The 26,162-nt window shown below is 62.2% G+C and carries 22 protein-coding genes; 9 read left to right on the forward strand and 13 right to left on the reverse strand.

The genetic code is table 11. The features are described 5' to 3' along the window. Positions 1-18 precede the first annotated feature (18 nt). From BM400_RS18395 to BM400_RS18405, 3 genes are all read left to right on the forward strand, one after another. A complete protein-coding gene (locus tag BM400_RS18395) occupies positions 19-4,236 on the forward strand; it encodes a sodium:solute symporter family transporter (protein ID WP_089842423.1) in 4,218 nt (1,405 codons plus the stop codon). A 110-nt stretch (positions 4,237-4,346) separates the two neighbouring features. Next, positions 4,347-5,021 (forward strand): phosphate signaling complex protein PhoU, encoded by a 675-nt coding sequence (gene phoU / locus BM400_RS18400; protein WP_089842425.1) that lies wholly within the window; start codon positions 4,347-4,349, stop codon positions 5,019-5,021. A 256-nt stretch (positions 5,022-5,277) separates the two neighbouring features. After that, positions 5,278-6,384, forward strand: coding sequence for a carboxypeptidase-like regulatory domain-containing protein (locus tag BM400_RS18405; protein ID WP_089842428.1), 1,107 nt, complete (start codon positions 5,278-5,280; stop codon positions 6,382-6,384). 2 nt (positions 6,385-6,386) lie between these two features. Here the strand turns inward: BM400_RS18405 and BM400_RS18410 are convergent, their stop codons facing one another. Then, entirely contained in the window at positions 6,387-7,079 is a 693-nt protein-coding gene (locus BM400_RS18410; protein WP_141224008.1) for an SGNH/GDSL hydrolase family protein, read from the reverse strand. Between the two features lie 226 nt (positions 7,080-7,305). On the opposite strand from BM400_RS18410, the gene BM400_RS18415 reads away from it, so the two are divergent. Further along, the gene (locus BM400_RS18415; RefSeq protein ID WP_089842434.1) at positions 7,306-9,036 is read left to right on the forward strand and encodes a nitrite/sulfite reductase; all 1,731 of its coding nucleotides are present in this window, start codon (positions 7,306-7,308) and stop codon (positions 9,034-9,036) included. An 18-nt stretch (positions 9,037-9,054) separates the two neighbouring features. Here BM400_RS18415 and BM400_RS18420 read toward each other — a convergent pair whose 3' ends face one another. Continuing rightward, entirely contained in the window at positions 9,055-9,798 is a 744-nt protein-coding gene (locus tag BM400_RS18420; RefSeq protein WP_175529137.1) for an outer membrane lipoprotein-sorting protein, read from the reverse strand. 256 nt (positions 9,799-10,054) lie between these two features. Next, on the reverse strand, positions 10,055-10,975 hold the full coding sequence (locus tag BM400_RS18425) for a carbohydrate kinase family protein (RefSeq protein ID WP_089842439.1): 921 nt from the start codon (positions 10,973-10,975) through the stop codon (positions 10,055-10,057). 233 nt (positions 10,976-11,208) lie between these two features. Between BM400_RS18425 and BM400_RS18430 the strand changes: the two genes are divergently transcribed. The 4 genes from BM400_RS18430 (at position 11,209) to BM400_RS18445 (ending at position 14,305) form a co-directional block, all read left to right on the forward strand. Then, positions 11,209-11,844, forward strand: a complete 636-nt coding sequence (locus tag BM400_RS18430; protein ID WP_089842443.1) for a precorrin-2 dehydrogenase/sirohydrochlorin ferrochelatase family protein — start codon at positions 11,209-11,211, stop codon at positions 11,842-11,844. Next, complete coding sequence (cobA, locus tag BM400_RS18435; RefSeq protein WP_089842446.1) at positions 11,837-12,565, forward strand: uroporphyrinogen-III C-methyltransferase; 729 nt, start codon at positions 11,837-11,839, stop codon at positions 12,563-12,565. The genes BM400_RS18430 and cobA overlap by 8 nt, the downstream gene beginning before the upstream one ends. Positions 12,566-12,690: 125 nt before the next feature. Next, the gene (pdxH, locus tag BM400_RS18440; protein WP_089842449.1) at positions 12,691-13,320 is read left to right on the forward strand and encodes a pyridoxamine 5'-phosphate oxidase; all 630 of its coding nucleotides are present in this window, start codon (positions 12,691-12,693) and stop codon (positions 13,318-13,320) included. Positions 13,321-13,336: 16 nt separating this feature from the next. Beyond that, entirely contained in the window at positions 13,337-14,305 is a 969-nt protein-coding gene (locus BM400_RS18445) for a cytochrome D1 domain-containing protein (RefSeq protein ID WP_089842452.1), read from the forward strand. A gap of 6 nt (positions 14,306-14,311) precedes the next feature. On the opposite strand, the gene BM400_RS18450 is transcribed toward BM400_RS18445, so the two are convergent. Together BM400_RS18450 and BM400_RS18455 are read right to left on the reverse strand one after the other, a co-directional pair. Next, the gene (locus BM400_RS18450; RefSeq protein WP_089842455.1) at positions 14,312-15,865 is read right to left on the reverse strand and encodes a GGDEF domain-containing protein; all 1,554 of its coding nucleotides are present in this window, start codon (positions 15,863-15,865) and stop codon (positions 14,312-14,314) included. Between the two features lie 36 nt (positions 15,866-15,901). Then, complete coding sequence (locus BM400_RS18455; protein ID WP_089842458.1) at positions 15,902-17,164, reverse strand: MFS transporter; 1,263 nt, start codon at positions 17,162-17,164, stop codon at positions 15,902-15,904. 202 nt (positions 17,165-17,366) lie between these two features. Here BM400_RS18455 and BM400_RS18460 point away from each other — a divergent pair, with 202 nt between their 5' ends. After that, positions 17,367-17,951, forward strand: a complete 585-nt coding sequence (locus tag BM400_RS18460) for a YceI family protein (RefSeq protein ID WP_089842461.1) — start codon at positions 17,367-17,369, stop codon at positions 17,949-17,951. A 68-nt stretch (positions 17,952-18,019) separates the two neighbouring features. Here the strand turns inward: BM400_RS18460 and BM400_RS18465 are convergent, their stop codons facing one another. From BM400_RS18465 to BM400_RS18500, 8 genes are all read right to left on the reverse strand, one after another. Next, the gene (locus tag BM400_RS18465) at positions 18,020-18,772 is read right to left on the reverse strand and encodes a response regulator transcription factor (RefSeq protein WP_089842465.1); all 753 of its coding nucleotides are present in this window, start codon (positions 18,770-18,772) and stop codon (positions 18,020-18,022) included. Between the two features lie 24 nt (positions 18,773-18,796). Beyond that, positions 18,797-19,150: a PilZ domain-containing protein gene (locus BM400_RS18470; protein WP_089842467.1), complete on the reverse strand. Its 354-nt coding sequence runs from the start codon at positions 19,148-19,150 to the stop codon at positions 18,797-18,799. Positions 19,151-19,197: 47 nt separating this feature from the next. Beyond that, positions 19,198-20,430, reverse strand: a complete 1,233-nt coding sequence (locus BM400_RS18475; RefSeq protein ID WP_089842470.1) for an ATP-grasp domain-containing protein — start codon at positions 20,428-20,430, stop codon at positions 19,198-19,200. Beyond that, positions 20,430-21,515: an aminopeptidase gene (locus BM400_RS18480; RefSeq protein WP_089842472.1), complete on the reverse strand. Its 1,086-nt coding sequence runs from the start codon at positions 21,513-21,515 to the stop codon at positions 20,430-20,432. Before BM400_RS18480 ends, BM400_RS18475 begins: the two co-directional genes overlap by 1 nt. A gap of 122 nt (positions 21,516-21,637) precedes the next feature. Then, entirely contained in the window at positions 21,638-22,741 is a 1,104-nt protein-coding gene (locus BM400_RS18485; RefSeq protein ID WP_089842474.1) for a carboxylate-amine ligase, read from the reverse strand. A gap of 221 nt (positions 22,742-22,962) precedes the next feature. After that, positions 22,963-23,994 carry an ATP-grasp domain-containing protein gene (locus BM400_RS18490; RefSeq protein ID WP_089843886.1) on the reverse strand — a complete coding sequence of 344 codons (1,032 nt, stop codon included), beginning with the start codon at positions 23,992-23,994 and terminating at the stop codon, positions 22,963-22,965. Between the two features lie 122 nt (positions 23,995-24,116). Next, positions 24,117-25,325, reverse strand: a complete 1,209-nt coding sequence (locus tag BM400_RS18495) for an ATP-grasp domain-containing protein (RefSeq protein ID WP_089842477.1) — start codon at positions 25,323-25,325, stop codon at positions 24,117-24,119. A 90-nt stretch (positions 25,326-25,415) separates the two neighbouring features. Next, positions 25,416-26,126 carry an esterase family protein gene (locus BM400_RS18500; RefSeq protein ID WP_089842480.1) on the reverse strand — a complete coding sequence of 237 codons (711 nt, stop codon included), beginning with the start codon at positions 26,124-26,126 and terminating at the stop codon, positions 25,416-25,418. Between the last annotated feature and the right edge of the window lie 36 nt (positions 26,127-26,162).

The raw sequence follows: 26,162 nt of genomic DNA on the forward strand, positions 1-26,162 counted from the left end.
TCCGATACACTCCCATTCATGCAGCTTCCCGTTTCCGCAACGCGTCTTCACCCTCTGGATCTCGTGCTGATCGTGCTTTACCTGGTCGGCATCACGCTATTTGGGCTGCGCTTCCGCACCAAAAAGGTCGCGGGCGGTGCCCCGGCGCAGACGCTCAAGAGCTACTTCCTCGCCGACAACACGATCCCCTGGTGGGCCATCGCGCTATCCATCGTCTCCGCCGAGACCAGCACCCTCACCATCATCTCCATCCCCGGCGTGGCCTTCGCGGGCGACTTCGGCTTTCTGCAGGTGGTCCTCGGCTACATGATCGGCCGCATCGTCGTCGCGATGCTCTTCCTGCCCAAGTACTTCGACGGCAAGATGCTGACCGCCTACCAGCTCATCAACCAGCGCTTCGGTTCGACCCTCCATAAGGTCACCGCAGGACTCTTTCTCCTCACCCGCGCCGCGGCAGAGGGCGTCCGCGTCTTTGCCGTATCCATCGTCGTCGGCATCGCCATTGGCACAGGCGACCTTCTCTCCATCGCCATCATCACCATCCTCACGCTTCTCTACACCTTCGAGGGAGGCATGGCCGCGGTCATCTGGACCGACGTCGTCCAGATGGCGATCTACGTCGGTGGCACCGTCGTCGCGCTCATCACGCTCGGCAACCACGTCCCCGGCGGATGGACCACGATCCACGCTGTAGCCGGCGCAGCGGGCAAGTTCCACTGGCTCGACTTCTCCTTCAACCTCACCTCGTCCTACACCTTCTGGGCCGGAGCCGTAGGCGGCTCCTTCCTCACCATGGCCAGCCACGGCACCGACCAGCTCATGGTGCAGCGCATGCTCGCCGCCCGCTCGCTCAAGGAATCGCGCCTCGCGCTTCTCTCCTCCGGCGTCGTCATCTTCATTCAGTTCGCCTTCTTCCTCCTGATCGGTGCCGGCCTGTACGTCTTCTACTCACTGCGCCCGACACCCTTCGCCGGTGGCCCCGCGGGCCTCATCAGCCCCGACCGTATCTTCCCCAGCTTCATCGTCCACGAAATGCCCACCGGCATCGCCGGCCTGCTCGTCGCCGCCATCCTGGCGGCCGCCATGAGCAACCTCTCCGCCGCCATCAACTCCCTCTCCAGCACCACGGTGGTCGACTTCTATCTCCCCTGGCGCAAGCGATTCCGCGGTGATTCCGATGAAGAAGCCTCCCGCAAACGCAACCTCGTCGCAAAGCTCTCCACCGTCGCATGGGCGGGCATCCTCTTCTCCGCCGCAGCCTACACACTCAAAGTTGGCGGAAAGGGCCACGTCGTGGAAACCGGCCTAAGCATCGCCTCCGTGGCCTACGGTGCGCTCCTCGGCGTCTTCCTCCTCGGCACCCTCACCCGCTACGCCACGCAGACCGGAGCCATGATCGGCATGGTCGCCGGCTTCGCCTTCAACGTCGTCTTCTTTCTGCAGAGCATTCAGATCCTTCCCAACCCGATCGGCCCCATCACCCTCCCCAAGGTGGCCTTTACCTGGTACGTGTTCCTAGGAGCGCTCGTGACGTTTGTGACCGGTTCCCTGTTCTCGCTCATCTTCCGCAAGCAGTCCCTCACCAAGGCCACCGCAGCCGTCGTCGTGCTCGCCGTCGCAGGCCTGAGCGCCAACGCCCAGACACCCGACTTCACCCCCGTCTCCACCCTCATGAACGACGCCATCGCCGCCCACAAACTTCCCGGCGCCGTCGTCCAGGTCGGACACAACGGCAAGGTCCTCTTCACCCAGGCCTACGGCGTGCGCAAATACGACGGCGAGCCCGGCCTCGACGGCCAGCCCTCCCCCGCCGAGCCCATGACCGTCGACACCATCTTCGACATGGCCTCGCTCACCAAGTGCCTCGCCACCGCCACCGCCATCATGCAGCTCTACGAAGAGGGCAAGATCCAGTTCGACGACCCCGTCGCCAAATACCTCCCCGACTTCGCCGCCAACGGCAAGGAAGCCGTCACCATCCGCATGCTCCTCACCCACTACTCCGGACTACCCGAAGACGTGTCCATCAAGGACCCCTGGGGCCTCGTCACCCCCGATAAAGCAGAAGGCATCAAGCGCGCCATGGAATCCACCCTCTACGGTCCCGCCGGACATACCTTCAAATACTCCGACATCAACTTCATCACCCTCGGAGCCCTCGTCGAAAAGCTCTCCGGCCAGCCCGAAGACGTCTACGTCGCCGAGCACATCTTCAAGCCACTCGGCATGACCGACACCTACTACCACCCCTACGACAAAACCTGCGGCCCCGTCATCCACTACGGAGCCAACGTAGCCCCCGGCCCCAAACCCATCGGCCGCATCGGCGTCGTCTGCCTCCCGCACACCTGGTCGCCCTACTCCCTCGACCCACGGACCGCACCCACCGCCCACGACGACGAAAGCAAGACCGACCCCACCCTCAACCCCGACTGGGACCACCTCCTCCGTGGCACCGTCCACGACCCCACCACGCGCCGCATGGGCGGAGTCGCCGGACACGCCGGCGTCTTCTCCACCACGCACGACGTAGGCCTCTACGCAGCAGCCCTGCTCGAAAAACTCCTCCACAACACCGGCCCCTTCCCCCTCAAGCAGTCCACCCTCAAGCTGATGACCACGCCCGAGCAGCCCGCCACCGCCAGCACCGAAGCCGTCATCTTCAACCCCGACGGCACCCCCACCCGCGGCATCCCCGTCCGCGCCTTCGGATGGGATATCAACACCGCCTTCTCCCGCCCCCGCGGAGCCATCTTCCCCATCGGCAGCTTCGGCCACACCGGCTTCACCGGCACCACCCTCTGGATGGACCCCACCTCCGACACCTACGTCGTTCTCCTCTCGAACGCCGTCCACCCCCGCGTGGGCGGTGCCATCAGTCAGCTCCGCGGACTCGTGGCCACGGCGGTTGCGAAAGCTCTCGGGCTCACCAGCCCGGCAACCTCGTCCACCAAGACCCTCACCGGCATCGATGTCCTCGAACAATCCCACTACACCCAGCTCACCGAAGCAGCCGCCCGTCATAACAATCGCCTCAACCTCGGCATCCTCACCAACGTAGCCGGCACCGACTCCAAGGGCCGACGCACCATCGACGTCATCGCCACCGAAGCCTCCAAGGCCGTCCCCCAGATCCACCTCACCACCCTCTTCGCCGCCGAGCACGGCCTCTCCGCCAAGCAGGAGACCACAGCGATCAAGGCCGAGTTCGACGACGCCACCCACCTCCCCATTACCAGCCTCTACGGCCCCAAACCCAGCGACCGCCGTCCCACCCACGACCAGCTCAAAGATCTCGACGCCGTCCTCGTCGACTTCCAGGACGTCGGCAACCGCTTCTGGACCTTCGACACCGCCATGGCCTACTTCCTCGAAGCCTCCGCCGCCGAGAAGCGCGACTACCACCACGATCTTGAAATCATCGTCCTCGACCACCCCAACCCCACCTCCGGCACCGACTTCGCCGTGCAGGGTCCCATCTCCGATCCCGGCCGTCAGGCCTACATCGACTACACGCCGCTCCCAGCCCGCCACGGCATGACCATCGGCGAGCTCGCCCGCTACTACAACACCGAGGCCACCCCGACCGCTCAGTCCACCGAGATCTTCGCTGCTGGCGCGAAAGCCACCTCCGCACCCGCCACCAAGGGCATCGGAGCCCACCTCACCGTCGTCACCGTTCAAAACTGGACCCGCGATCAATACCTCGACCAGACCGGCATCGTCTGGAACAACCCCAGCCCCAACCTCCGGTCCGTCAATGCCGCCACGCTCTACCCCGGAATCGGCCTCTTCGAAACCAGCAATCTCTCCGTAGGCCGTGGCACCGCAACCCCCTTCGAGCACTTCGGCGCACCCTACCTGAAGCCCGAAGCCGTCCTCGCCTGTCTCGTCCCGCGCAACATCCCCGGCATCGCCTTCTCCGCGACCACCATGCCCATTCAGGAGACGCCCGACCACTATCCGTACCACGGCCAGACCATCCCCGGCATCAAGCTCACCATCACCGACCGCACCATCCTCGACACTCCCGAGCTCGGCATGGAGATCATCACCTGCGTCCACAAGCTCTACCCCACCGAGTTCAACCTCGATCGCACCATCCGGATCATCGCTAACGCCGACACCCTCGCCGCCCTCACCCGTGGCGACGACCCACGCGCCATCGCCGCAAGTTGGAAGCCCTCGCTCGATGCCTTCCGCGCCAAGCGCATCCCCTATCTCCTCTACCAGTAGCGCCGCGCGAAGCAGTCACACGTCACGAAGTGACCGCTGCCCGCGCAGGGCTCCCCTCCACCAGGACAGGATATTCACACGCTGGCAACAAATCTGGGTCAAAATAACCTATGCCTCGCATCAACTTCCATCAGCAGCTCGCGGCCCTCAAAGACAAGCTCCTCGCCATGGCCGCGCTCTCCCAGCAGGCCCTTGAACTCTCCGTCGAGGCCTACGTCTCACGCGACACCTCGCTTGCCAATCACGTCCTCGAGATCGAGCAGGCCATCAACGCCGCCGAGACCACCGTCGACGAGATGGCCTACGAACTCCTCGCCAAAGAGCAGCCGATGGCCGTCGACCTCCGTTTCATCCTCTCCGTCATCAAGATCAACGGCGATCTCGAACGCATCGGCGACCAGGCGACCGGCATCGCACGCCGCGTGATCCTTCTGAACGCCCAGTCCCTCATCGACCTGCCCATTGATATGCAGGAGATGGGCGGAAAGGTCGGCGTGATGATCCGCCGGGCGATTCAGTCTTTACTCGAAGCCGATGCCAAGCTGGCCGAGTCCGTCCTCGCCCTGGACGACGAGGTCGACGTCATGAACCGCGCAGTTCAGACCGAGTTGATCGAACTGATGCAGAGACAGCCGGAGTCCTCCGAGCAGGCGCTTTCGGCCATCATCATCTCCCGCAATCTCGAGCGCGCCGCCGATCACGCCACCAACATCGCCGAAGACGTCATCTTCTGGGTCCGTGGATCCGATGTGCGTCACAAGCTGTCGCTGGTGGAGTCGGACTAGCCGCTGCATGGATGCCGCAGCGCCTCTCCCTGCGCCGCAGCGGCCGTCCTTGTGAGCAGCACGAAGATCGACTAAGACATTTGCTCTAGACAGCAGCCCAGGGAGTTGACGTTTCTCCGAGGGTAACGTCTATTCTCCATCGAATCATTGACATAGTCGCATCACCGATCGAAAAATCGGCATCATACTCAAAGAATCGCGTCACATTCATCCCTTCGCCACCTCCCCTGGCGCAGAATGCCTACCAGGAGACCTCATGAAGACCCATCGCACGGCGAGATTCCTTGCCCTCCCACTCGCTACCGCGACCCTCTTGTTTTGCCTGCCCGCACGCGCTCAGCACGCGCTCATAGCGGAATCTCTGCCGGATGCACCCGGCTTTCTGATGCCGCAGCAGCCCGCCCCCGTTCCGCAGGGCACCGCCGCCATTACCGGCAGGGTCGAAGACGTCACCGGCGTCACCATTCCGCACGCCACCGTCACCCTGACCGGCCCCAACGAAATTCCAATCGTCGTCTTCTCCGACAACGACGGCTTCTTCTCGATCACAGGCCTCGGCGCAGGCACGTACAACGTGACGATTGCATCCTCCGGGCTCGAGTCGCTCGAGTTCCCCAACGTCCGCCTCCTGGCCGGCGAGCAGAAGGAGATGCCCCTCATCGCGCTCCCGCTCAATCACAACGCCGTCTCCGTCACCGTGGTAGCAACCCCCGATGAGATCGCCTCCGAGCAGGTCGCGGCCGAAGAAAAGCAGCGCGTCCTCGGCATCCTGCCCAACTTCTACACCACCTACATCTGGAACGCCGCGCCGCTCAAGGCGCACCACAAGTTCTCGCTCGCGTACCACTCGTTTCTCGATCCCGTAGCCTTCATCGGCACCGGCATCGTCGCCGGCGTCGAGCAGGCGCACAACACCTTCCCCGGATACGGCGACGGTGCCTCCGGCTACGCCAAGCGCTACGGTGCCGCCTACGCCGACCAGGTCACCGGCCGCGTCCTCGGCTCCGCCGTCTTCCCCAGCATCTTCCACCAGGATCCCCGCTACTTTTACATGGGCAGCGGCTCGACCACATCCCGGGCCTGGTACGCCATCTCCTCCGGCGTCATCTGCCGCGGCGACAACGGTCACCGCCAGTTGAACTACTCGCGCATCCTGGGCAGCCTCGTCGCCTCCTCCATCGCGAATCTCTACCGGGAAAAGCAGGACCGGACGGTCGGTCTTACCTTCCGCAACACGGCCATCGGCATCGGCTTCCACGCCGGCACGAACCTCGTCCGCGAGTTCCTGCTCCGGAAGACCACGACCAACATCCCCACCTACGCGAAGGGCAAGCCGGTTGAGGTCGCTTCGAACGTACAGTAAGGCTACTTCCCGAGAGCCTTCAGCACCGTCGCGGCCACCTGCTTACCCTGGATCGCGCTACCCTCATCCTTGAAGTGCACATCGTCCGAGTGCAGATCCTGGTGCGACAGCATCAGCCCATACTGGTCGTCGGTCGGGATATTCTCCTTCGCCATGATCTTTGCCGCAATCTGGTTCCTCGCCTCAATCCGCGGGAGCGACGCCCCCGAAGCCTGCGCGACGCGGACCGGCGTGGTCGTCGACCAGATCAGCTTTGCCGCAGGTGCCCCGTCGCGGATGGCATTCAGCATCTCCGGGAAGTACCGTGCATACTCGTCCTCGGTATACCCCCATCCGTGCATGCCGTTGTTGAAGTGGACGACCGCCCACGAGATGGGTCGTGTCATCGCAAAGTACTCCTCGATCTGGTGCGGTAGACGAAAATCACCCACAGAAGCCGACGTAGCGACAAAGTAGACATTCGCCTTGCCCGATAGCGCCGCGATCACCGTCGGGGCATACGCACGCGTGATCGAATCGCCGATCAGAAGCACATTGGGCAGCGCCGGATCAGGCTTATCGGCAGCTACCTCCCACGTCCACTCGATCTTCTCCGTAACCGTCCGGCGGGTCTGGGAGCCGGTCTGAGCTCCGGCGGCCAACACAGAGGCGAGAGCGACTGCAACGGCGAACCAACGGCATCCATGCTTGAACATCGAGTCTCCTTGGGTTTCGGGCACCATCCTACCGTTTCAACCCTTGACTCGGCTATCCCCCGGAAGCTACGCTTACTAGGAATGGTCTGTCCTTCCAACGCGGCTTGTTGTCCTGCGACCCAGGCGCCGACCTCTTTGCTCTGAGCACTCTCTCCCGCAAAGCCGTAACCAAGCGCCCACGCCAACAAACGTGGGCTTTTCTGTGCAATCCACTCTAAGGAACCCGATGCCTGACGCTACCGCTCCCGTCGCCGCCCCCATCAAGGAAACCAAAGCCCAGAAGTCCGAGAGGCTGAAGCTCCTGAAGAACCCCTGGGAGAGCTGGGACGAGGTCCGCGGCTACGCCAGGGAAGGCCGCGATTCCGTCGCGCCCGAGTGGTCCAATCTCTACTTCAAGTGGTGGGGCGTCTACACGCAGGGCGACGGCCTGGGCGTCACCGGCGGCGTCGGCGGCGAGGGCAAGGCGACCGAGTATTTTATGATGCGCATCGGTCTGCCCAACGGCATTCTGACCAGCGCGCAGACCCGCGTCATCGCCGACCTCACCAAGAAATACGCACGCAACCTCTCCGACATCACCACCCGCCAGAACATCCAGCTCCACTGGCTCACCATCTCCGCGCTCGTCGAGGTCACCGACGCTCTCACCGCCGTCGGCCTGTCTCCCAAGGGAGCCTGCGGCGACGTCGTCCGTAACGTCACCGGCTGCCCTCTGGCCGGCATCGACGGCCACGAGATGATCGATGGCAGCCCCCTCGCGCTCGAGATCGCCCAGAAGCTGACCGCGAACCCGGAGTTCTACAACCTGCCGCGCAAGTTCAAGATCACCGTCACCGGCTGCCCGCTCTGGTGCTCCTACCCGGAGATCAACGACGTCGCCCTCACCGCCATCAAGCGCGTCGTCAACGGCGTCGAAGAGATCGGCTACACCCTCCGCGTCGGCGGCGGCCTCTCCACAGAGCCGCACATCGCCGTCCGCATCCCCGCCTTTATCCCGCAGGACAAGGCCTATGACGCCGTCGTCGCCGTCGTCCGCATCTTCAAGGCCCAGGATGAACTCCGTCAGAGCCGCACCGCCGCCCGCATCAAGTACCTCTTCATGAAGCACGGCTGGACCGCCGAATCCATGCTCGAGGCCATCGAAGCCCAGCTTGGCTACAAGCTTGATCCCTCGCCACTCGAAGCCGATGTCGTCCCCGACGACGTCTACCGCGACCACATCGGCATCACGCCGCAGTCGCAGACCGGCCTCTCCGCCGTTGGCGCATCCGTCATGGGCGGCCGCCTCTCCGGCGACCAGCTCCACCAGCTCGCCGACCTCGCCGACAAGTACGGCGACGGCAGCCTCCGAGCCACCATCGCGCAGAACATCCTGCTGACCAACATCAAGAACGAGAACGTCCACGCCCTCATCGCCGATCTGAACGCGATGGATCTGCGCGTCGAGGTCTCGCCCTTCTGGCGCGGTGCCATCGCCTGCACCGGCACCGAGTTCTGCAAGCTCGCCATCGCCGAAACCAAGGCATTCTCCAAGTGGCTCACCGAGGAGATGGAGGGCCGCATGCCCGGCTTCGATCAGCAGATCAAGCTCCACGTAACCGGCTGCACCAACTCCTGCGGCCAAAGCTGGATCGCGGACATCGGCCTCGAAGGAAAGAAAATCAAGAAGGACGGCAAGCTCGTCGACGCCTTCTACTTCTGCGTTGGAGGAGCCGTAGGCAAGTATGCCAAGCCCGCCCGCCAGATCGGTTACCGCGCCGCGGCCACAGACTGCCCCGAGGCCATCGAGCGCCTGCTGAAGGGCTATCTCGCCGTCCGCACCCCCGGCGAAGACCTCCGTGCCTACTTCAACCGCACCAGCGACGAAGAACTTCGCGCACAGTTGAACGGAGCCCCCGTCACTCCCGTCGAACGCGATATGCCCCCAGCCGGCGGACGCCACGTGGCCGACGCCTAAAGCATCGTAGGCGGCGCATCAGTGGCCTTCAGAGACCACCCGCGCCGTCTGCACCTTCTCCGGCAGCGTATCCACCGTGTACTTCCCATAGTCGATCGTCAGCGTAGCCTCACCGCCCACGCGCACATGGCTCACGGTCGTATTCTTCGCCATCAGCCAGAAGATCCCAACCCGCTGATACTCCGAGTCGAAGTCCGTCCGATTGACCAGCCACGAGGGATTCTTCGCCGGGTGCCCCACCACCCGCATGATCGCGAGGTCATCCTGGCTCACCCAGATACGACCGTCGTAATTAAACTTCGAAGGCTCCTTCGGCTTCACGTCAAGAACCCACGCGTTCACTCCGCGAATTGCCTCGCGCCCCACCAGCGTGGCATCGTACTTGTCCGCCGAAACCATCATCTGCACCTGGTTTTCGGCCTTGGAGCTCTCCTCTTCACTCTCGATCAGGCGGCGAAGCACCTTGTCGCCAAAGGCCTTGGAACCCGTCTCGCTCGTCACGGTAAAGTGCTTCACTCCCGGTGCCCGATACTCCGCATGGACCTCCATCCGCGCCGTATGCAGACCGCCCACTCCGCGATATTCAATCCGGTACACCCGATCCGAACAATAAGCACCCAGCATTGCCTGGCGCTCACGATTCTTCTTCACGACCTGGGCCAGAATGTCGGCGGCGCGACTGTCCTGCGCGAACGCAAACTCTCCACAGAGCAGAAGCAGAAGGACCGTGGCCGCGAAGAGATCTCGTGATGTCCGCATCATGCACCCCCCGTTGAGGCCCATTCCATCACCCTGCACCGTATGCTGTGCAAAGACCACGTAGAAAGTTGGTCATTTCTGCGTGAATGCGTCTGCGTGAATGCGCCGCCCATCATCCGGCTGGCCGACACTTTACACCCCTAAAGGCATCATCGGCAGCGGATCACAACAGATAAGATGCAAAAGGGGAACGGGACCGCTTTAAGGAACGGACAGTTCGTGAACGCGAAGTTGGATGCCATGAAAGAGCCCTGCGAGGCTACAGGCTGTAACGCTCGCCGCTTTTCATGAGCTCTTCGATCTTCGCGACGGTCTCGATACCCCCGCGAGCTCCCACGCTCATGCAGTTCAGCGCAGCCGCCGCGCAGGCGTAATCCAGGCGCCGCCCCATCTCCCAGTTCTGCAGCAGGCCGTAGATAAAGCCCGCATGGAACACATCGCCGGCACCGGTCGTATCCACGACAGGAACCTTGTACGCGGCTGCCCGATGCATCTCTTTTCCATCCCAGGCGACCACACCGCCCTCGCCCAGCGTGGCCGCCGTCAACCCGCAGCCGAAGCGCGCATGCATCCCCTTCAGCGCTGTCGCAAGATCGGTCTCGCGCATCAGCCGCAACGGAAAGTCCCGGCTCACAATCAGGAAGTCGATCTTCTCAATCAAAGCCTCAACGCCCGGATAAAGCTCATCCAGATCGGCGACCACAGGTACACCGGCCTCACGAGCCCAGATGGCAGCCTGCGTCGCCGCCGCGGTATCGTAGCCATCCACATGCAGCGCCCGCGCATTCACAATCCACTCTCGCTTCAACTCGCCCGGCGTCAAGGTCAGCCGCTCATCGCGACGGCACAGCACCGTCCGTTCACCACCCGTGTCCACGATGATCAGCGACTGTGCGCTGGCCCCGCCCGGCACCGTCACAATCCGGGTCTGCACACCAGCCGCCTTGAACGCCTCACGATGCAGCGCGGCAGCGACATCTTCGCCCAGCTTCCCCACATAGCGGGTCTTCAACCCCCACTGCTGGCACGCCACAACCGTCGAAGCCACCTGACCGCCCGGGAGCACTTCGGCCCCGCTATACTCCGTCTTCGAACCGCGAAGAGGAAAATCCTTCAGCGCAATCACGGTATCTGTTGCATTCAGTCCAACACCGACGAGATCGATCACTTCTTCCTGCATAGCTCCAGTGTAAACCTCCCAACACGCCTCGTAAGCTCTTCTATCGCTCCTCGCGAGCGCCAGACTCTATACTGAAAGAGAGTAGGAGGCTTGACAAAACATGCCTCCGGAAAGCCCCTGTTTCACGTCGCCCCTCCGTCTTCTGCAGACCGAAGTCCAGAACTAAAGATCATCTTTTGAAGACTTTAGGCTGAAAGTAGGGGTGTGGGGGGTCTCTACCCAAAAAGGACTTCATGGATCTCTTTCCCATCTTCCTCAAGCTGACCGGCCGGCCCTGCATCGTCATCGGCGCAGGAAATCTTGCTGAGTCGAAAATCGAGTCGCTCCGCGCCGCGCACGCAGCCGTCACAGTCATTGCCCCCGAGGCCCGCCCATCGATCGTCGAGCTCGCCCAGGCCGGCGAAATCACCTGGCTCCGGCGCGAGTACGCACCCGGCGATATCGCCGACGGCACCTTCCTCGTCGTCACCGCAACCGACGTCGGCGCAGTCAACCGCGCGGTCTATCTCGAGGCCACCGGCAAGAACATCATCTGCAACGCCGTCGACGACCCGCCATTCTGCGACTTCTACTTCCCCTCCGTCGTGCGGCGCGGCGACCTCCAGATCGCCATCTCCACCGCCGGTGCCTCCCCGGCGCTCGCCCAGCGCCTCCGCAAGGAGATCAACGCGCAGCTCCCCCTCGACACCGGCGACTGGCTCACCGATCTCGGCAATCTCCGCCGTGAGGTCACCCAGATGGAGCCGCTAAACGACGAGCGCAAGCTTCTCCTCCATCAACTTGCCCAGCGCGAGGTCTGCGGATACGACGGCTGCCCCTCCCGCCAACTCGCCCGTCAACACGCCCTCACCAACCCCAAGCATGACTAATCCAGCCGCACAATCCGGAACCGTCTATCTCGCCGGCGCTGGCCCGGGCGATCCCGCACTCCTGACGCTCCGTGTCCTGAAGCTCCTCGAAACCGCGACCACCATCCTCCACGACGACCTCGTCTCCCCGGAGATCCTGGCCCTCGCGAACCCCTCAGCCGAACTCGTCTCTGTCGGCAAGCGCTGCGGCCAGCCCCGCGTTACACAGCCCGAAATTCACGCCATGATGATCGCCGCCGCCCGCGACAGCCAGTCGGTGCTGCGCCTCAAATCCGGCGATCCACTCATCTTCGGCCGTGCCAGCGAGGAGCTCGAAGCACTCCGCGACGCCAACATCCCCGTGGAGATCGTCCCCGGCATCACCACCGCCTTCGCCGCCGCCGCCCAGCTTCTCACGCCACTCACCGATCGCGCCGCCGCCAGCCGCCTCATCCTCGCCACTGGCCACCACAAGGCAGGTCACCAGACACCCATCTGGACCGGCTCTCTTCCCGCCGAGGCGACCCTCGCCCTCTACATGCCCGGCCGCCACTTCCGCGCACTCGCCGACGACCTCATCGCCACCGGCGTCGATCCCGATACCCCCGTCGCCGCCATCTCCCGCGCCACCACACCCCATCAACAGACGCACGTCTCGACCCTCGCCTCCCTCCTGGACGAGCACGTAGGTCCGGCCCCCGTGTTACTTCTCGTCGGTCACGCCATCAAAATCCAATCCTGACCAAATCGAGCGAACTTTCGTTCACATCACCAAACCCCACCACAATCAGGCCTATGTCCTGCGAGGTCAAAGGCATACGCTCGGATGAGTTGAATCATCTGTCCTCCCCAGGAGACCCTGCATCCATGGCAGCCGCTACACCCGCACTCACCAAACGACTCTTCGAACCGGCCCTCGAACAATCCGTCGATCCCTTTGCCCTCTTTCGGCACTGGCTTGACGCCGCAACAGAGACCGAGCCGAACGACCCCAACGCCATGGCGCTCGCCACCTCCACCCCCGAAGGTCATCCCAACGTCCGCATGGTCTTGATGAAGCGCCTCGACGAACGCGGCTTCTCCTTCTACACCAACGGCCAGAGCCAAAAGGGCGAAGAACTCACGGCGAATCCCTACGCCTCCGCCTGCTTCCACTGGAAGACGCAGAGGCGCCAGGTGCGCATACAGGGTCCAGTGCTGCAACTCCCCGCAGCCGACGCCGACCAGTACTTCCACTCCCGCTCGCGTGGCAGCCAGATCGCCGCCGTTGCCAGCTACCAGAGCCACCCCCTCCTCAGCCGCGAGGCCCTTGAAGTCGCGGCCGAGGCTCTCGCCCACCAGTTCCCCGGCGAAATCCCCCGCCCCCCACAGTGGCTCGGCTTCCTCATACAGCCTCAACGCATCGAGTTCTGGCAGGACGGCCGCGACCGTCTGCACGACCGCATGCTCTTTACCCGCGATGGCGACGCTTGGGTGAGGACGAGACTTTATCCGTAGTGATATCCTCCTCCCGATGAAAAACCCAATCTTTCTCGGCTTCCTGATGCTTCCGCTCGCGCTCCCCGCGCAGCACCTCCTCGTCGCCAACCAGAAGGACCACACGCTCTCGGTCATCGACCCCGCGACGAACAAGCAGATCCAGGCCATCGACGTCCACGGCGTCACCGGCCATGAGGTCATCGCCAGCCCCGACGGCAAGACCGCCATCGTACCCATCTACGGCAGTTCCGGCGTCGGTAAACCCGGCACCGACGGCAACTCCATCGACATCATCGATATCGCCAGCGGCAAAATCGTCCACACGATCGAGTTTCCCCACGGCGTCCGTCCGCACATGCCCCTATTCGATCCCACCGGCAGAACGCTCTATGTCTCCACCGAGCTTGACAAGGCCGTCACTGCCATCGACCCGAAGACCTGGAAGCCCATCGCGACCCTGCCCACCGGGCAGGAGCAGTCGCACATGTTCATCGTCTCCCACAGCGGCAAGCGCATGTACACGGCCAACGTAGGCCCGGGCAACGTCACGGTCATCGATATCCCCACCCGCAAGATCGTCACGACCATCCCCATCTCCGGCAACACGCAGCGCATCTCCATCTCAAACGACGACAAGTGGGTCTTCACGTCGGATCAGACGAAGCCGCAACTCGCCGTCATCGACACCGCGACAAACACGATCAGGCAGTGGGTTCCACTCGCTGGCCTCGGCTACGGAACAGCCCCGACGAAAGATGGGAAGTACCTCATCATCACCCTGCGCGACAAAAACAAGGTTGCCGTCCTCGACCTCAAGACCATGGCCATCGTCAAGACGCTCGACATGCCCGGAGCCCCGCAGGAGGTCGTCGTGCGACCCGACGGAAAGATGGCCTACGTCTCGTGCCTCAAGCAGGTAGCGGTCATCGACACAACGAGCTGGACGGTCCCCACCAGCATCGAAGCCGGCAACGGCGCAGACGGACTCGCCTGGGCGAAGTAGCCGTGGTCAGGCGGGAGCCACCTCGCCCCCGCCTGCATCGTCCAGTCGAGAGACGAGACTCGCAGCCGCCTCCACACGGTCCCGCCCCAGCCGCTTGGCCCGATACAACGCCCGGTCCGCGGCCTCCACGAGCGACAGCACCGACTGCCCACGCACCGGCACCGCCGTGGCATATCCCAGGCTCACCGTCAGCACCTGCCCCGCCGGCGACTCATGCAGCAAAGCCGCCTCGCGGATGGCGCGGCGCACCTGCTCTGCAATCTGCGAGGCTCCCTGCTCCGTCGTATGCGGAAGCACCATCGCGAACTCCTCACCACCAAAACGCGCCAGCAGATCCCCCGGACGCTGGAGGCTGCGTCCGGCAATCTCTGCGACCAGCCGTAACGCTTCATCCCCGGCGATGTGCCCGTAAAGGTCGTTGTAGCTCTTGAAGCGGTCCACATCCATCAACACGATGGACAAGCTCGAACAATCCCGGACCGCCCTCTGCCACTCATCTTCCAGCACCTCATCCAGACGCCGGCGATTGGCGATACGCGTCGTCGGATCCAGCCGCGCCACTCCCTCCAGCGTCTCCAGCGCGTCGTACAACTTGCCCCGTGCGGCCTCTTCTATGGCAGCCGACCGCTTCAGGTCGCCAAGCACCAGCCCAACAACATCGACACTCAGAACGGCCGTCGCAAGAAAGAGCTGAAGGATCAGGATCCTGCCTTCAAGCGTCGACCCCTCGGTCTGCGCCATCACGCCGTGCCCAGCCACGGTAAAGGCGCTCCCGATCGCAGCGACCACGCACGCACCCAGAGCCCCTCCGCTCACCCCCAGTTCGACCACAAGGAAGACCAGCGGCGGAAACAGAAGGAACAGCAACGGAAACTGTCCCCGCGAAAAGATCCCCAGAGTCGTCGCGCCAAGGAACCCCAGGTAAAGCAGCGTCTTGACAATGCGATGCGGCGCAAACAGCGCCTTGGTCTCGCGTCGGGCCAGCCCAAGCAGAAGAGGCGTGACGATCGCCATGCCCAGCGCGCTCGGCGGAAACCACCGCAGCGCCGTCATCAAGTTCGAGCCCTCGAGCAGGTACAGGATCAAACCGGCCAGCGCCGACGCCATCAAGGGGCCCAGCAGCACAGCGAAGCACACGAACCGCAGCAGACGCCCCCGGTCCGTCAGATCGAACCGTCCTTCCAACTCGATCGGCATGCGCCACTGCACCGCGAAGATCGCGAAGGTGGCCTCACTGGTATCGCACAACGACAGCAGCACAACCTGGCTCAGAGGATCGCGCATCAAGAGGTGCGCCAGCACATTGCCGAGATACCCCGCGGCGATCAAGGCCCAGCGATCGCGGTGGCGGTTCAGCAGGACGATCGCAAGCAGGACCGCATTGGCCCACCACACCGCGGGCACGTGTCCCGCGCCACGTCCGAGCACAAGACCGACCCAGGCGGTCGTGGCAACCGCGGCGATAGTCAGCAGGCAGAGTCCAGCGATGCCCCAGCGACCTCTCTCACGAATCCCCGCATGCACGTCCAACAGCCCGCCCCCAAATCTGCAACCAAGCAAGTATCCCGCATCCTCGCGGGAAACCGGAGAGAAAAATCAATCCTCCGCGACCGTCATCACGGTGCCCTTCGCCTCCGGCCCAGCGGCCGTCAGCGCAGCCACCACAATCGAGACAACCACCACCGTCCCGGCCAGCACGGGCCCCAGCATTCCTCCCGCATACTTCGTCGCAAGCGCCTCCTGGAAAGGTCCGTTCTTCGACGACAACAGGTTCCCCAACTGGTAGGCAAGCCCCGGAAACACCGCACGCACCGGCCCCGGCGAAAGCTCATTCAAATGCGCCGGGATCACCCCCCAGGCACCCTGCACCGCAAGCTGCATCAGGAATCCACCCGCGGCCATCGCCACCGGCCCGTGGGAGTACGCCCACAGCGGAATCATCGGCAACGCCAGCAAAGCCGCGATCACAATCGCCCTCTTCCTTCCGAAGCGCTCCGACAGTGTGCCGAACAGAATGCCGCCCGACAACGCCCCCAGGCTACCAATCACGATCACAAAGCCCGTTGTCCCCGAAGGAAAGCCCCTGTCCTTCTGCAGAAACGTCGGGTACAAATCTTGCGTGCCATGACTGAAGCTCGTGAACGCCGTCATCAGCACCACAAGATAGAGAAAGGTCGGCAGATACTTCCACACCAACGCCCACTCGAACGGAGCCGCGACCTTGCCCTGCTTCTCCGCGCGCGCCGCCAGCCATGCCGGCGACTCCTCCACCTTGAACCGCAAATAAAACGCCAGCAGCGCCGGAGCAGCGCCAATCATGAACATCACGCGCCATCCGGTCAACAGGCCCGTACCGTGCAGATGCGAAAACAACAGCCCGAACACGGCAGCCGACAAAAGATTGCCGCAGACGTAGCCTTCCTGAAGCACCCCCGAGAAGAACCCGCGCCCCTTCGCCGGCAGCGTCTCAAACGCCAGCGCGGCACCCACGCCCCATTCCCCGCCCATCGCCACGCCAAACAATGCACGCAACACCATGAAGCTGGCCAGCGTCGGTGCGAAGGCCGAGCCCAGTTCGAAGACCGAGAAGCAGATGATGTTGATCATCAGCGTGGGACGCCGTCCCCACTTCTCCGCCATCGCCCCAAAGAGAAACGCCCCCACAGGCCGCATCGCAAGCGTCCAGAACAGCGCCTCGGCCACCTGCTTGATGCCCACATGGAAGTCTGCCGCGATCGCCTTCAGGCAGACGGTAAGCAGGAAAAAGTCGAAAGCGTCGAGCGTCCAGCCCAGGAAACAGGCGAAAAAAGTGGCCCTCTGCGTCCGCGTCAGTGCGCGCAATTCCGTAACGATGCTCATTGTTGCGCCCATCCTAGCATCTGAAGCGGAAAATCGCCGCGAAAAGCGAATCTAGTCTGTCACTTGCACATCCAAGACGTGTAGCATCACAGTCCAGACGATCACTGAGTCGTGGCTCTGAAATACAGGCTCGGACTCTGTCCACCCGGCCAATGAACCAGTTCCGGCTCCGCAACACGCTCTCCGAAAGGGACATATCTCAATGAAACGCGCTCTCCTCCTCGTACTCGCCTCCGCCGGCCTCGCGCTCGCGCCCGCCGTCAACGCCCAGACCTCCACCTGGACCATCGACACCGCACACTCCAGCATCGGCTTCGCAGTCAAGCACCTCGGCGTCAGCACCGTGCGCGGTACGCTCACCGGCATCAAGGGTACCGTCACCCTCGACGAGAAGGACATCACCAAGTCCACCGTGGAAGCCGTCATCGACGCCAACAGCGTGAACACCAACGTCGAAGCACGCGACAAGCACCTCAAGAGCCCCGACTTCTTCAACGTCGCCGCCAACCCCACTTTAACCTTCAAGTCCACCAAGCTCGTCTCCGCAGGCGGCAAGACCCAGCTCATCGGTGACCTGACCCTCGCCGGCGTGACCAAGAGCGTCACCTTCGACCTCGACGGCCCCGCTCCCGCGCAGAAGGGCCAGGGCGGCAAGATCATCTCCGGCTTCTCCGCAACCGGCTCGCTCAGCCGCTCAAACTTCAACTTCGGAACGAAGTTCGGTTCGGCCATGCTCTCCGACGACGTGAAGTTCACCATCGACGTCGAGATCGACAAGGTCCAGTAAGCTTCGACAGCAACAGAAAGGCTCGGGCGGAATCACTCCCCCGAGCCTTTTTTGTTTAAGAAGCCTTTCTATATCTTCGGTCGAAGAGGCAGCGCCGGCGCCGGATTCAACGGCTCCGTATCCATCGAGTACTTTTTCAGCAACTGGTGATGCAGGCAGTACAGCGCCAACTCCAACCGGTCGGAGACGCCCAGCTTGTCGTACACCTTGCGCAGGTAATTCTTGATCACCTGCTCGGTCGTCCCAATCTGGTACGCAATCTCCTTGTTCCGCATCCCGCGCGTGATGCAACTGATGATCGCAAGCTCTTTCTTCGAGAGCTTCGGCTGCACGCGCGGACTCGTCAGTGTGGTCGCCTGCGAACGGTACGCGTCGATCACCCAACTGATCGACTGGTTGTCGATCCACGTCTCACCTGCGGCAATCTTGCGCACACACTTGATCAGCAGGTCCGGCGTAATCGACCGGGGAACAACACCCCGCACGCCACGGCGGTACAGATCCACCGTGTTCGACTCGTCCGTCTCCACCACCTGCACAATCAGCTTCGCGTCCGGCGCGGCGCGCACCAGATCCGGAATCGCATCCGTCGTCCCTGCAATCAACTGCCCTTCAAGCAGCACCACATCCGTGGGATAGCGCAGCAATGCCGCATGCAGGTTCGCCAGCGACTCCGCCTGGGCCACCACGCGGATATCGTCCTCAATGGCGAAGACCTTCCGCATACCCACACGGTAGATGGCCTGGGAGTCGGCAAGGATCACCCGAATGCCGACCGGTGTGGATGCCTCGTCTTCGATCTCGTCCTGGGAATTCAGCATCACCCTCGTTTCCAAAAAAACTTGTTACGCAGTAAGAAAATACTCGTCGATCACCGCTGCCGCAATCTCATCGGTAACCCTCTTCTGATGACGTACGATCCGGCCGGTGCAATGGATGACCGTATCCTTCGAATGACCCATAATTGCACCCGGCATTGTCATCGTAAACTCAATTCGGCTGTTTGCATCCGGCAGATGCCTTCCGGTAAACAGCAGTCCATTCGCGGAAACATCCTCCGTCACCGCATCGACCTCGCCATGCTCCGTTTGCAGCCGAATCGCCATGCGGATAGGAAAGCGAACCGCCGAGCGAACCGGAGTATCACTCGTCAACTTCTGCCAATCCCGTGCCGTGGGCCCACCGCCTGGCTTGAACATATCCGCCTCTTAAACCTTGCTGAGAGCTTGAATTCTAACCTAACGGTTCATCTGTTGTCTGGAAAACAATCCGGGAACAGCGCCGCCGATCCCCCAACCCACTCCTGGTTCCGATTGTGGTCCACCCCCATCATCAATCCCCGTCCCATCCGCACTAGGCTGATCACCGGCTCCATCACTCCGCCATCCGGCCACACGTACATCACGCGAATCTCGGCCTGCGTCATCCCGAACGGCGTCTCCACCACCGGCTCGAAGGAAACGCGCTCCTGCAATAGATACAGCGAGCGTTCCCCCGCTGGAATCGCCCGCAGTTCCTCATCCGACGGCGCGAACTGGATCCCCTTTCCGGCAAACGAGTACAAAGGTTTCAGCAGAATCCTGCTCCGGTCCACGGGTAACGCGTTACTCCCCTCACCCCGGAACCACGCATCCAGAAAAACCGCCTTCGGCACCGACGGGTGATCCAGGTACGGCAGCGAAAACTTGCTGATCCGGAAGAACCAGTTCGGGTGCCCCGCCCACTCCACGTCCAGTTCCGCGGTCGGGTCGAACCCCAACCGAATCCCCTTGCGCTCAATCTCGTCGACGATCGCCCGGTTGAAGATCCGCAGAATCCGAACCCACTCCCCCGCGCCATCCTGATAAAAGAGCTTGCGCCCCTCCTGCCGGATCTTCGCGATATCGACCGTCACGATCCCCAGCCGGTCCTCGTACACCTTGAAGTCCGGCAACGTCTTCTGGCTGTCCGGTTCCACCTCCATCAGCACAACCTGCTTCGGATCGTGCTCCGCAACGATCACCCTCCGCAGCAACTCCCAGTAACTCGCCTCATCATGCCCACCCAGATACCAATTCAGTCCCTTGTCCAGCCCATAGGTAGCGACATACTCCCGCGAGAGCACATCCTGGTAGCCAAACACCGAGGGGAAGGCCTGCATCTCCACCAGCCGTGGCTGCAAAACCCCGTCCGCATCGCGCACCAGCCCGAAGTCCACCGTCATGAAGTGAGGCTGGGCAGACTCACCGCGAACGTTGTAAGCCGCAGGAATCGACTCAGCCGAAACCCGCATGTAGGGAGGACTTTCAACCAGTTGCCGCGTCAGTTCGATCCCTACCGCCGCAATCTCATCCAGCAAGGCGCGATCAAAGAAAACAGGCGTCTCGGCAACCCGGAATTCGACCTTCGTGCGCGTGGCCTCGTCAAGATTCTTCTGCAGCGCGGCGTACTTCTCCGCCGCGAAGTTCCGGTTGAACTCCTCGCGATACGGCTGCAGCATCAGACCTCCAGCAAAAAGTCGCCATCCCGCATGATCTGCTCTTCGCCGTCGGCGTTGCCCAGCCAGATATTGAACCCGAGCCCCACCACATCGATATGCGTCGAAGACTTCCACGGCGCACCCGTATGCGCTCCATACGGATCGCCAAACGCAATATGAATCCCCGGAAACTTCTCATCCTGCAAAATGTTCCCGATCACGCGCTCCACACCGATGTTCGTCCCGATGGCAAACTCACCCACCCGGTCGGAGTTCGCGTCAGTATGCGTATACGCCCAGAACTCGCGCTCCAGCTCCTTGTTCGAGCACTCCACCTTCGTAATGCGGTTGCTCTCGATATTGATCGTCAGCGGAGTCTCCCGCAGCAGCCCATAGCGCGCACAGAGATAGTCGCCCACCACGCCATCGACCACAAACACTCCATTCACCTCGCCCGGCGCCGTAAAGCACTCACCACCCGGCAGATTGCCCCACTTCTCCGGGCTGATGATGCCCGAAGTTTTGAACCAGCGATAGTCCGGCGAAAGCTGCGCATGAATATCCGTCCCCGCAGCCGTCGTGGCGCGCACGTACGTGGCCTTGCGAACCTTGTCCAGCACCGCCTGGCTCAGCGCGTCGATCGCCATGAAGTCGGCGCGCATCCCCTGCACCATGATCTCCCCGGTGATGTTCACCATGTGCGCATGCCGCATCCGCCGCCGGTTGACGACGTCCGTCATCTCCATCCGGCTCTTCAGCTCATTCTGCTGCACATTCACCGCAAAGATCGAGACCTGCGACGTCTCCATGTCGTCCAGAATCACGCGTGGCATCCCGTTCAGTGGCCGCGGCGCAACCTCTTCCAGCACATAGCCGTTCCACGCGCAGCCAATCTTGTCCAACTCATGCGCGATGGACGCTGCAATCTCCACGCAGCTCTGGTCGGTAATCACCGTCACCTTCTCATCCGGCTGGATGCGCAGGCATGTCGTCACGGCATTGCGGGCACCCGGACCGTACGCTTCGGGGAACGAAACCTCGCGCAACCCGTGATGTTCCGGGGCCGCCGTCGAATTCACCTGATCCTTAATCACGCCAGCAATCATGGCTGTAGAATACCGCGTTTCGTGGATTGGAGTTTCATAAACTCCAATCCACGTCAATGCCTCCCTGTTCAAAACGCGTCTGAAACTCAGCCTTGGCGACTCAGGCTCTCAAAAAGACTCGCCTACAATCCCGCCCGCGTCTCCCGCGCCATGTAGTCCACCACCTGCTTCAAGTCCCCAGTCTCCTCGAACACCTTCAACTGCCGGTCCGCGCCCGTCCCCTGCTCCATCATGGTGTGGATGTACTCGATCTCCTTACGGCTCCCCAGCTCATCCAGCACATCGTCGACGAAGGTCAGGTACTCCAGCATCAGCTCTCGCATCGGCACCTCGATCTGCTTGCCGAAGTCGATCATCTTCCCATCCAGCCCATACCGCACCGCGCGAAACTTGTTCTCCATCACAAGCGCCCGCGAGTACTGCCGATAGTCCTGATTGCAGGCGTGCAGCCTCCACAGCTTCGCCGCCGTCGCCTGGATCAGCGCCGCAATCGCAATCGACTCCTGCGCCCGCATCGGGATATCGCACACCCTCACCTCCACGGTGTTGAAGAACGGATGCGGCCTCACATCCCACCAGATCTTCTTCGCATTGTCGATGCAGTTCGTCTTGATCAGCAGGTTGATGTAGTTCTCAAACTCCGAGTAGCTCCCAAACGTATCCGGCAGATTCGTCCGCGGAAAGTTTTCAAACACCTTCGCCCGGTAGCTCTTGTACCCCGTCTTCATCCCTTGCCAGAACGGGGAGTTGGTCGACAGAGCCAGGATGTGCGGCAGAAAATAACGAATCGAATTCATGATCCGAATCGCCGCCTCGCGGTCCTCGATCCCCACATGCACATGCAGCCCGAAGATCAGGTTCGCCCGCGCCACAAGCTGCAAATCCTCCACCACCTGCGCATACCGCGGGTCCGGATAGATCTCCTGCTCCCGCCAGTCCGAGAAGGGATGCGTAGCGCCCGCCACCAGCACCAGTCCATTCTCCTCCGCCAGCCCGATCATGTTGCGTCGCAGGTCATACAGGTCTTCGGTAGCCTCCTGGATGTTCTTGCAGATGCGCGTCCCCACCTCGATCACCGACTGGTGCATCTCGGCCTTCACCCGCTCTTCCAGCCTCAGCTTGCCCTGCGACAACATCTCGGTCGAAACATGCGACCGCAGATCCCGCGTCACTGGATCAATCGTCTGATACTCCTCTTCAATCCCCAACGAAAACGATGGCTTCATGCACTGTCTCCAAGCAGCTCTTCCTGTCGTTCTTTTGCCATTGCCCCTGGTGGTCATTCCCCAAAGGGAATCTGCTTCTGCTGTTGCCCTTCGATTGTCATTCCAAAGGGAGTCTGCGGTTGCAGTTGTTTTCGCCCTTGCTTATAGGTATCCAAAGGCTCAGCCTTGGGTCTCACAGGCCCGCCACAAAACCGGGCTTTAGCTCCTTGGGTATGCCGTCCTTACGTCCCCGGCAACACCTTCTTCACCGCCGTCTTCTTCGCAGGAGCCTTCTTCGCAGGAGCCTTCTTCACCGCTGCCTTAGCCGGAGCCTTGCTCTCCCCCGTCAACAGGGCACCCCACCGAAGCTCCTTCAAATCCGGCGCATGCGCCTCCCTGGCCTTCTTCACCGCAAGCTCCGCTACTGCATTCACGATCCACTCGAAGTTCTCCTCCCCCACCGAGAACCGGTCCGCATCAGGAGCCGGATTCATGAAGTCGATCGCATACGGAATCCCATCCTCCACCGCGAACTCCACCGTGTTCAGGTCATACCCCAGCGCCTTGCAAAGCGTCAGCGCATCCTTCTCCACGCGCTTCAACAGACCCTTCGGATACTCCTGCGGCTCCAGCACATACCGGTGCTCATGCGGACGGCGCGGGTCGTACGCCATAATCCGCACCTTCTCCTGCCCCACCACATAGCATCGAAAATACTCCTTGAACTTCACCGCCGCCTGCAGCGTCATGCACAGGTCGCGGCTCTGGTCGTAGGCCGCGAAGAACTCCTCGCGGTTATGCACATGAAACACATCCCGCCATCCACCGCCATCGTGCGGCTTCAGGAACGCAGGAAACTTCACATAGTCGAAGATCGCATCCCAATCCAGAGGGAACTGCAGGTTCCGCAGAGAGCTGCTCTCGATGTTCGGCGGAAAGTACTTATGCGGCAGCAGAGCCGTGCGCGGCACAGCCACCCCTAACTTCGAGGCCAGCGCATAGTTGAAGAACTTATCGTCGGCCGACCACCAGAACGGATTGTTGATCACCTGCGTCCCACTCAACGCAGCGTTCTTCAGAAAAGACCGGTAGAAGGGCATATCGTGCGAGATCCGGTCCACGATCACCGCGTAGCCAGAAGGTGCAGCCATCTCCACCCCGCCCACCTGGACAAACTCGGCCGTGATGCCCTCGATCTCCATCGAGTTGATCCGGTTCACCAGTGCTCCCGGAAACGTGTTCTCCATGCCGAACAAAACGCCGATCTTCTTCATCTGCACCATCCCTGTGGTTTGTATTCCTGCCGTTTCTCTTCGGTCTTTGATCCAGGGGACGGACGCGCCGTTGCCCTCGCCCCGGTGAATCCCTGCCTCTACCCTACTCCCGCCGCAAAACTCTATCCACGAATCTTCAGATAAACCCGCGACGCCAGTTGCTGTTCCGGCCACGCCTTCCCATTCAGCGCCTCCACCAGCTTCGGCTGCTCCACCGGCTTATCCAGGTAACTCACCGGCAACAGCTCCCTCGTCTTCGGATCCCCGCCCAGCGCCTGCGGAAAGAACGCAATCGGTCCCTCAGGAAGCGACTCCCCGGCCTCCGGCGGCGGCCCACCCGCAATCGCCGCGGCCAGCACACCCGCAAGATCCGGCATCCCCTGCACCCGCAGATGCCCAAGCTGTGTGCAGCGCGGGTTCAGTTCCAGCAGATATGGCTTGCCCGTCGCATCGTCAAGCATAAAATCCAGCCCAAAAAAGCCGCTGATCCCCAACCGCTCCGCAATCCGCCGCCCCGCCTCCAGCATCTCCACATCCTGCACGGGACGCACCACCGTCGAGGCTCCCTGCGGCTCGGTCGTAGCCAGCACCTCCACCGCAAGCCCCCCCAACACCTTCCCCTCCCACGCTGCGAACATAGCGGTCGCCTGAGTCCCCGGAATCCACTGCTGGATACTCACCGTCGCCGTCTTCAACAGCCTCCACGTCCACAACGCAAGCGGATTGCGATTCACCACCCAACGGCCACCCGCCGACGTAAAACTCGACCTCCGCTGGAACCGCTCCAGCACCGCGACACACTCCTCGCGAGAATGAACCACCACGACGCCCCGACCCGAAAAGCTGCCATCCACCTTCATCACCGCCGGAAACGGATTCGTCTCCAGCCACGCGTCAAGGTCCGCGACGTCCTTCACAACCGCATTCACAGGCGTCCGGATGCCGAGCTCCCTCGCCACCTGCAGCAGCGCATCGCGACCCCGGATCTCCGGATAAAACGCCGCGTTCCCCAGCGACCGCTCAATCAGAGGACGCAGCTCCGGATACAGCGCGTGCGTCTGGTGCAGCAGCCACACCACCGTATCGTCGCCCGGAAGAATCACATCCGGCTTGTCCGCTTCGATCGTGCGCTTCAGCGTCCGCATAGGCCGGTACGCGCGCAGCATATGCACGCTGGAGATACCCTCCACGAAACGCATCGGATGACCCGCCGGGCAAAGCGCCGACACCCGGCAACCATGGGCAAGCAAAGACATCGCGAGTCGAGCCGTCAGGGGCCACCACGTGCTTGCAACGATGAGAACGGAGACTTGCGTGCGTTTAGCCATCATCTCTGGGAAAGTGTTTCAAAAGCCTACCACTGCAACCGGAGATATTCTAGAGCTATTCACCTTCAGCCCGTCAAAAGAAAATCGCGTTCCTTACAAATACACACACATCATCTTTTGCCACCACGGCCAGTCGTGTCCTGTGCCGTCCCCCCAGACATCCAGCCGCACCGGGACACCTTTTTCTCGCATCACCCGCGCCATCCGCTCATTCGCGTCCCAGCACTGGTCTTCATGGCCGGTCGCCAAAATGTAGGTGTTACGGTGATACCGCTCGAAGTACCACCCATCATGCTGGTTCGCCAGGTACAGCGGAGGCGTCTGGAAATAAACGTCCTCATCGAAATACCCATGCAGGAAGCTGGTCATGTCGAACGCCCCACTCATCGACAGGCAGGCCGTAAACACATCAGGGTGCCGCAACGCGAAGTTCAGCGCATGGTACCCACCGAAGCTGCACCCCATCGTCGCGAACTTGGGATTATGGTTCAACTGCCGGACGAAAGGCACCACCTCCTGCATGATGTACCCCTCGTACTGCACCTGCCGCGCAATCTTCCATCGCGGCGGCACATCGCGGTTGTACCAGCTCTCCGCATCCACCGAGTCCACGCAGAACAGTTGCATCTCGCCCCGGTCGATCTTGTCGGCGATCGTCGCCACCATCTGCCGGTCTTCAAACTCGAAGAATCGACCGCAGCTCGTCGGGAACACCAGGATAGGCAGACCGCCGTGCCCGAACACCAGAAGCTCCATATCCCGGCCAAGACGCGGGGAAAACCACTTTCGATAATCGCGGTGCATGGGCCTCCCTCTGCTACTCTGATGCAATCCTAGCGC

The sequence above is a fragment of the Granulicella pectinivorans genome (genome assembly GCF_900114625.1).
In the GTDB taxonomy this organism is placed as follows: Bacteria; Acidobacteriota; Terriglobia; order Terriglobales; family Acidobacteriaceae; genus Edaphobacter; species Edaphobacter pectinivorans.

Coding starts and splice junctions, on each gene's coding strand:
- BM400_RS18395 (WP_089842423.1), top strand. CDS start 19: ATGCAGCTTCCCGTTTCCGCAACGCGTCTTCACCCTCTGGATCTCGTG.
- phoU (WP_089842425.1), top strand. CDS start 4,347: ATGCCTCGCATCAACTTCCATCAGCAGCTCGCGGCCCTCAAAGACAAG.
- BM400_RS18405 (WP_089842428.1), top strand. CDS start 5,278: ATGAAGACCCATCGCACGGCGAGATTCCTTGCCCTCCCACTCGCTACC.
- BM400_RS18410 (WP_141224008.1), bottom strand. CDS start 7,079: ATGTTCAAGCATGGATGCCGTTGGTTCGCCGTTGCAGTCGCTCTCGCC.
- BM400_RS18415 (WP_089842434.1), top strand. CDS start 7,306: ATGCCTGACGCTACCGCTCCCGTCGCCGCCCCCATCAAGGAAACCAAA.
- BM400_RS18420 (WP_175529137.1), bottom strand. CDS start 9,798: ATGATGCGGACATCACGAGATCTCTTCGCGGCCACGGTCCTTCTGCTT.
- BM400_RS18425 (WP_089842439.1), bottom strand. CDS start 10,975: ATGCAGGAAGAAGTGATCGATCTCGTCGGTGTTGGACTGAATGCAACA.
- BM400_RS18430 (WP_089842443.1), top strand. CDS start 11,209: ATGGATCTCTTTCCCATCTTCCTCAAGCTGACCGGCCGGCCCTGCATC.
- cobA (WP_089842446.1), top strand. CDS start 11,837: ATGACTAATCCAGCCGCACAATCCGGAACCGTCTATCTCGCCGGCGCT.
- pdxH (WP_089842449.1), top strand. CDS start 12,691: ATGGCAGCCGCTACACCCGCACTCACCAAACGACTCTTCGAACCGGCC.
- BM400_RS18445 (WP_089842452.1), top strand. CDS start 13,337: ATGAAAAACCCAATCTTTCTCGGCTTCCTGATGCTTCCGCTCGCGCTC.
- BM400_RS18455 (WP_089842458.1), bottom strand. CDS start 17,164: ATGAGCATCGTTACGGAATTGCGCGCACTGACGCGGACGCAGAGGGCC.
- BM400_RS18460 (WP_089842461.1), top strand. CDS start 17,367: ATGAAACGCGCTCTCCTCCTCGTACTCGCCTCCGCCGGCCTCGCGCTC.
- BM400_RS18465 (WP_089842465.1), bottom strand. CDS start 18,772: ATGCTGAATTCCCAGGACGAGATCGAAGACGAGGCATCCACACCGGTC.
- BM400_RS18470 (WP_089842467.1), bottom strand. CDS start 19,150: ATGTTCAAGCCAGGCGGTGGGCCCACGGCACGGGATTGGCAGAAGTTG.
- BM400_RS18475 (WP_089842470.1), bottom strand. CDS start 20,430: ATGCTGCAGCCGTATCGCGAGGAGTTCAACCGGAACTTCGCGGCGGAG.
- BM400_RS18480 (WP_089842472.1), bottom strand. CDS start 21,515: ATGATTGCTGGCGTGATTAAGGATCAGGTGAATTCGACGGCGGCCCCG.
- BM400_RS18485 (WP_089842474.1), bottom strand. CDS start 22,741: ATGAAGCCATCGTTTTCGTTGGGGATTGAAGAGGAGTATCAGACGATT.
- BM400_RS18490 (WP_089843886.1), bottom strand. CDS start 23,994: ATGAAGAAGATCGGCGTTTTGTTCGGCATGGAGAACACGTTTCCGGGA.
- BM400_RS18495 (WP_089842477.1), bottom strand. CDS start 25,325: ATGATGGCTAAACGCACGCAAGTCTCCGTTCTCATCGTTGCAAGCACG.
- BM400_RS18500 (WP_089842480.1), bottom strand. CDS start 26,126: ATGCACCGCGATTATCGAAAGTGGTTTTCCCCGCGTCTTGGCCGGGAT.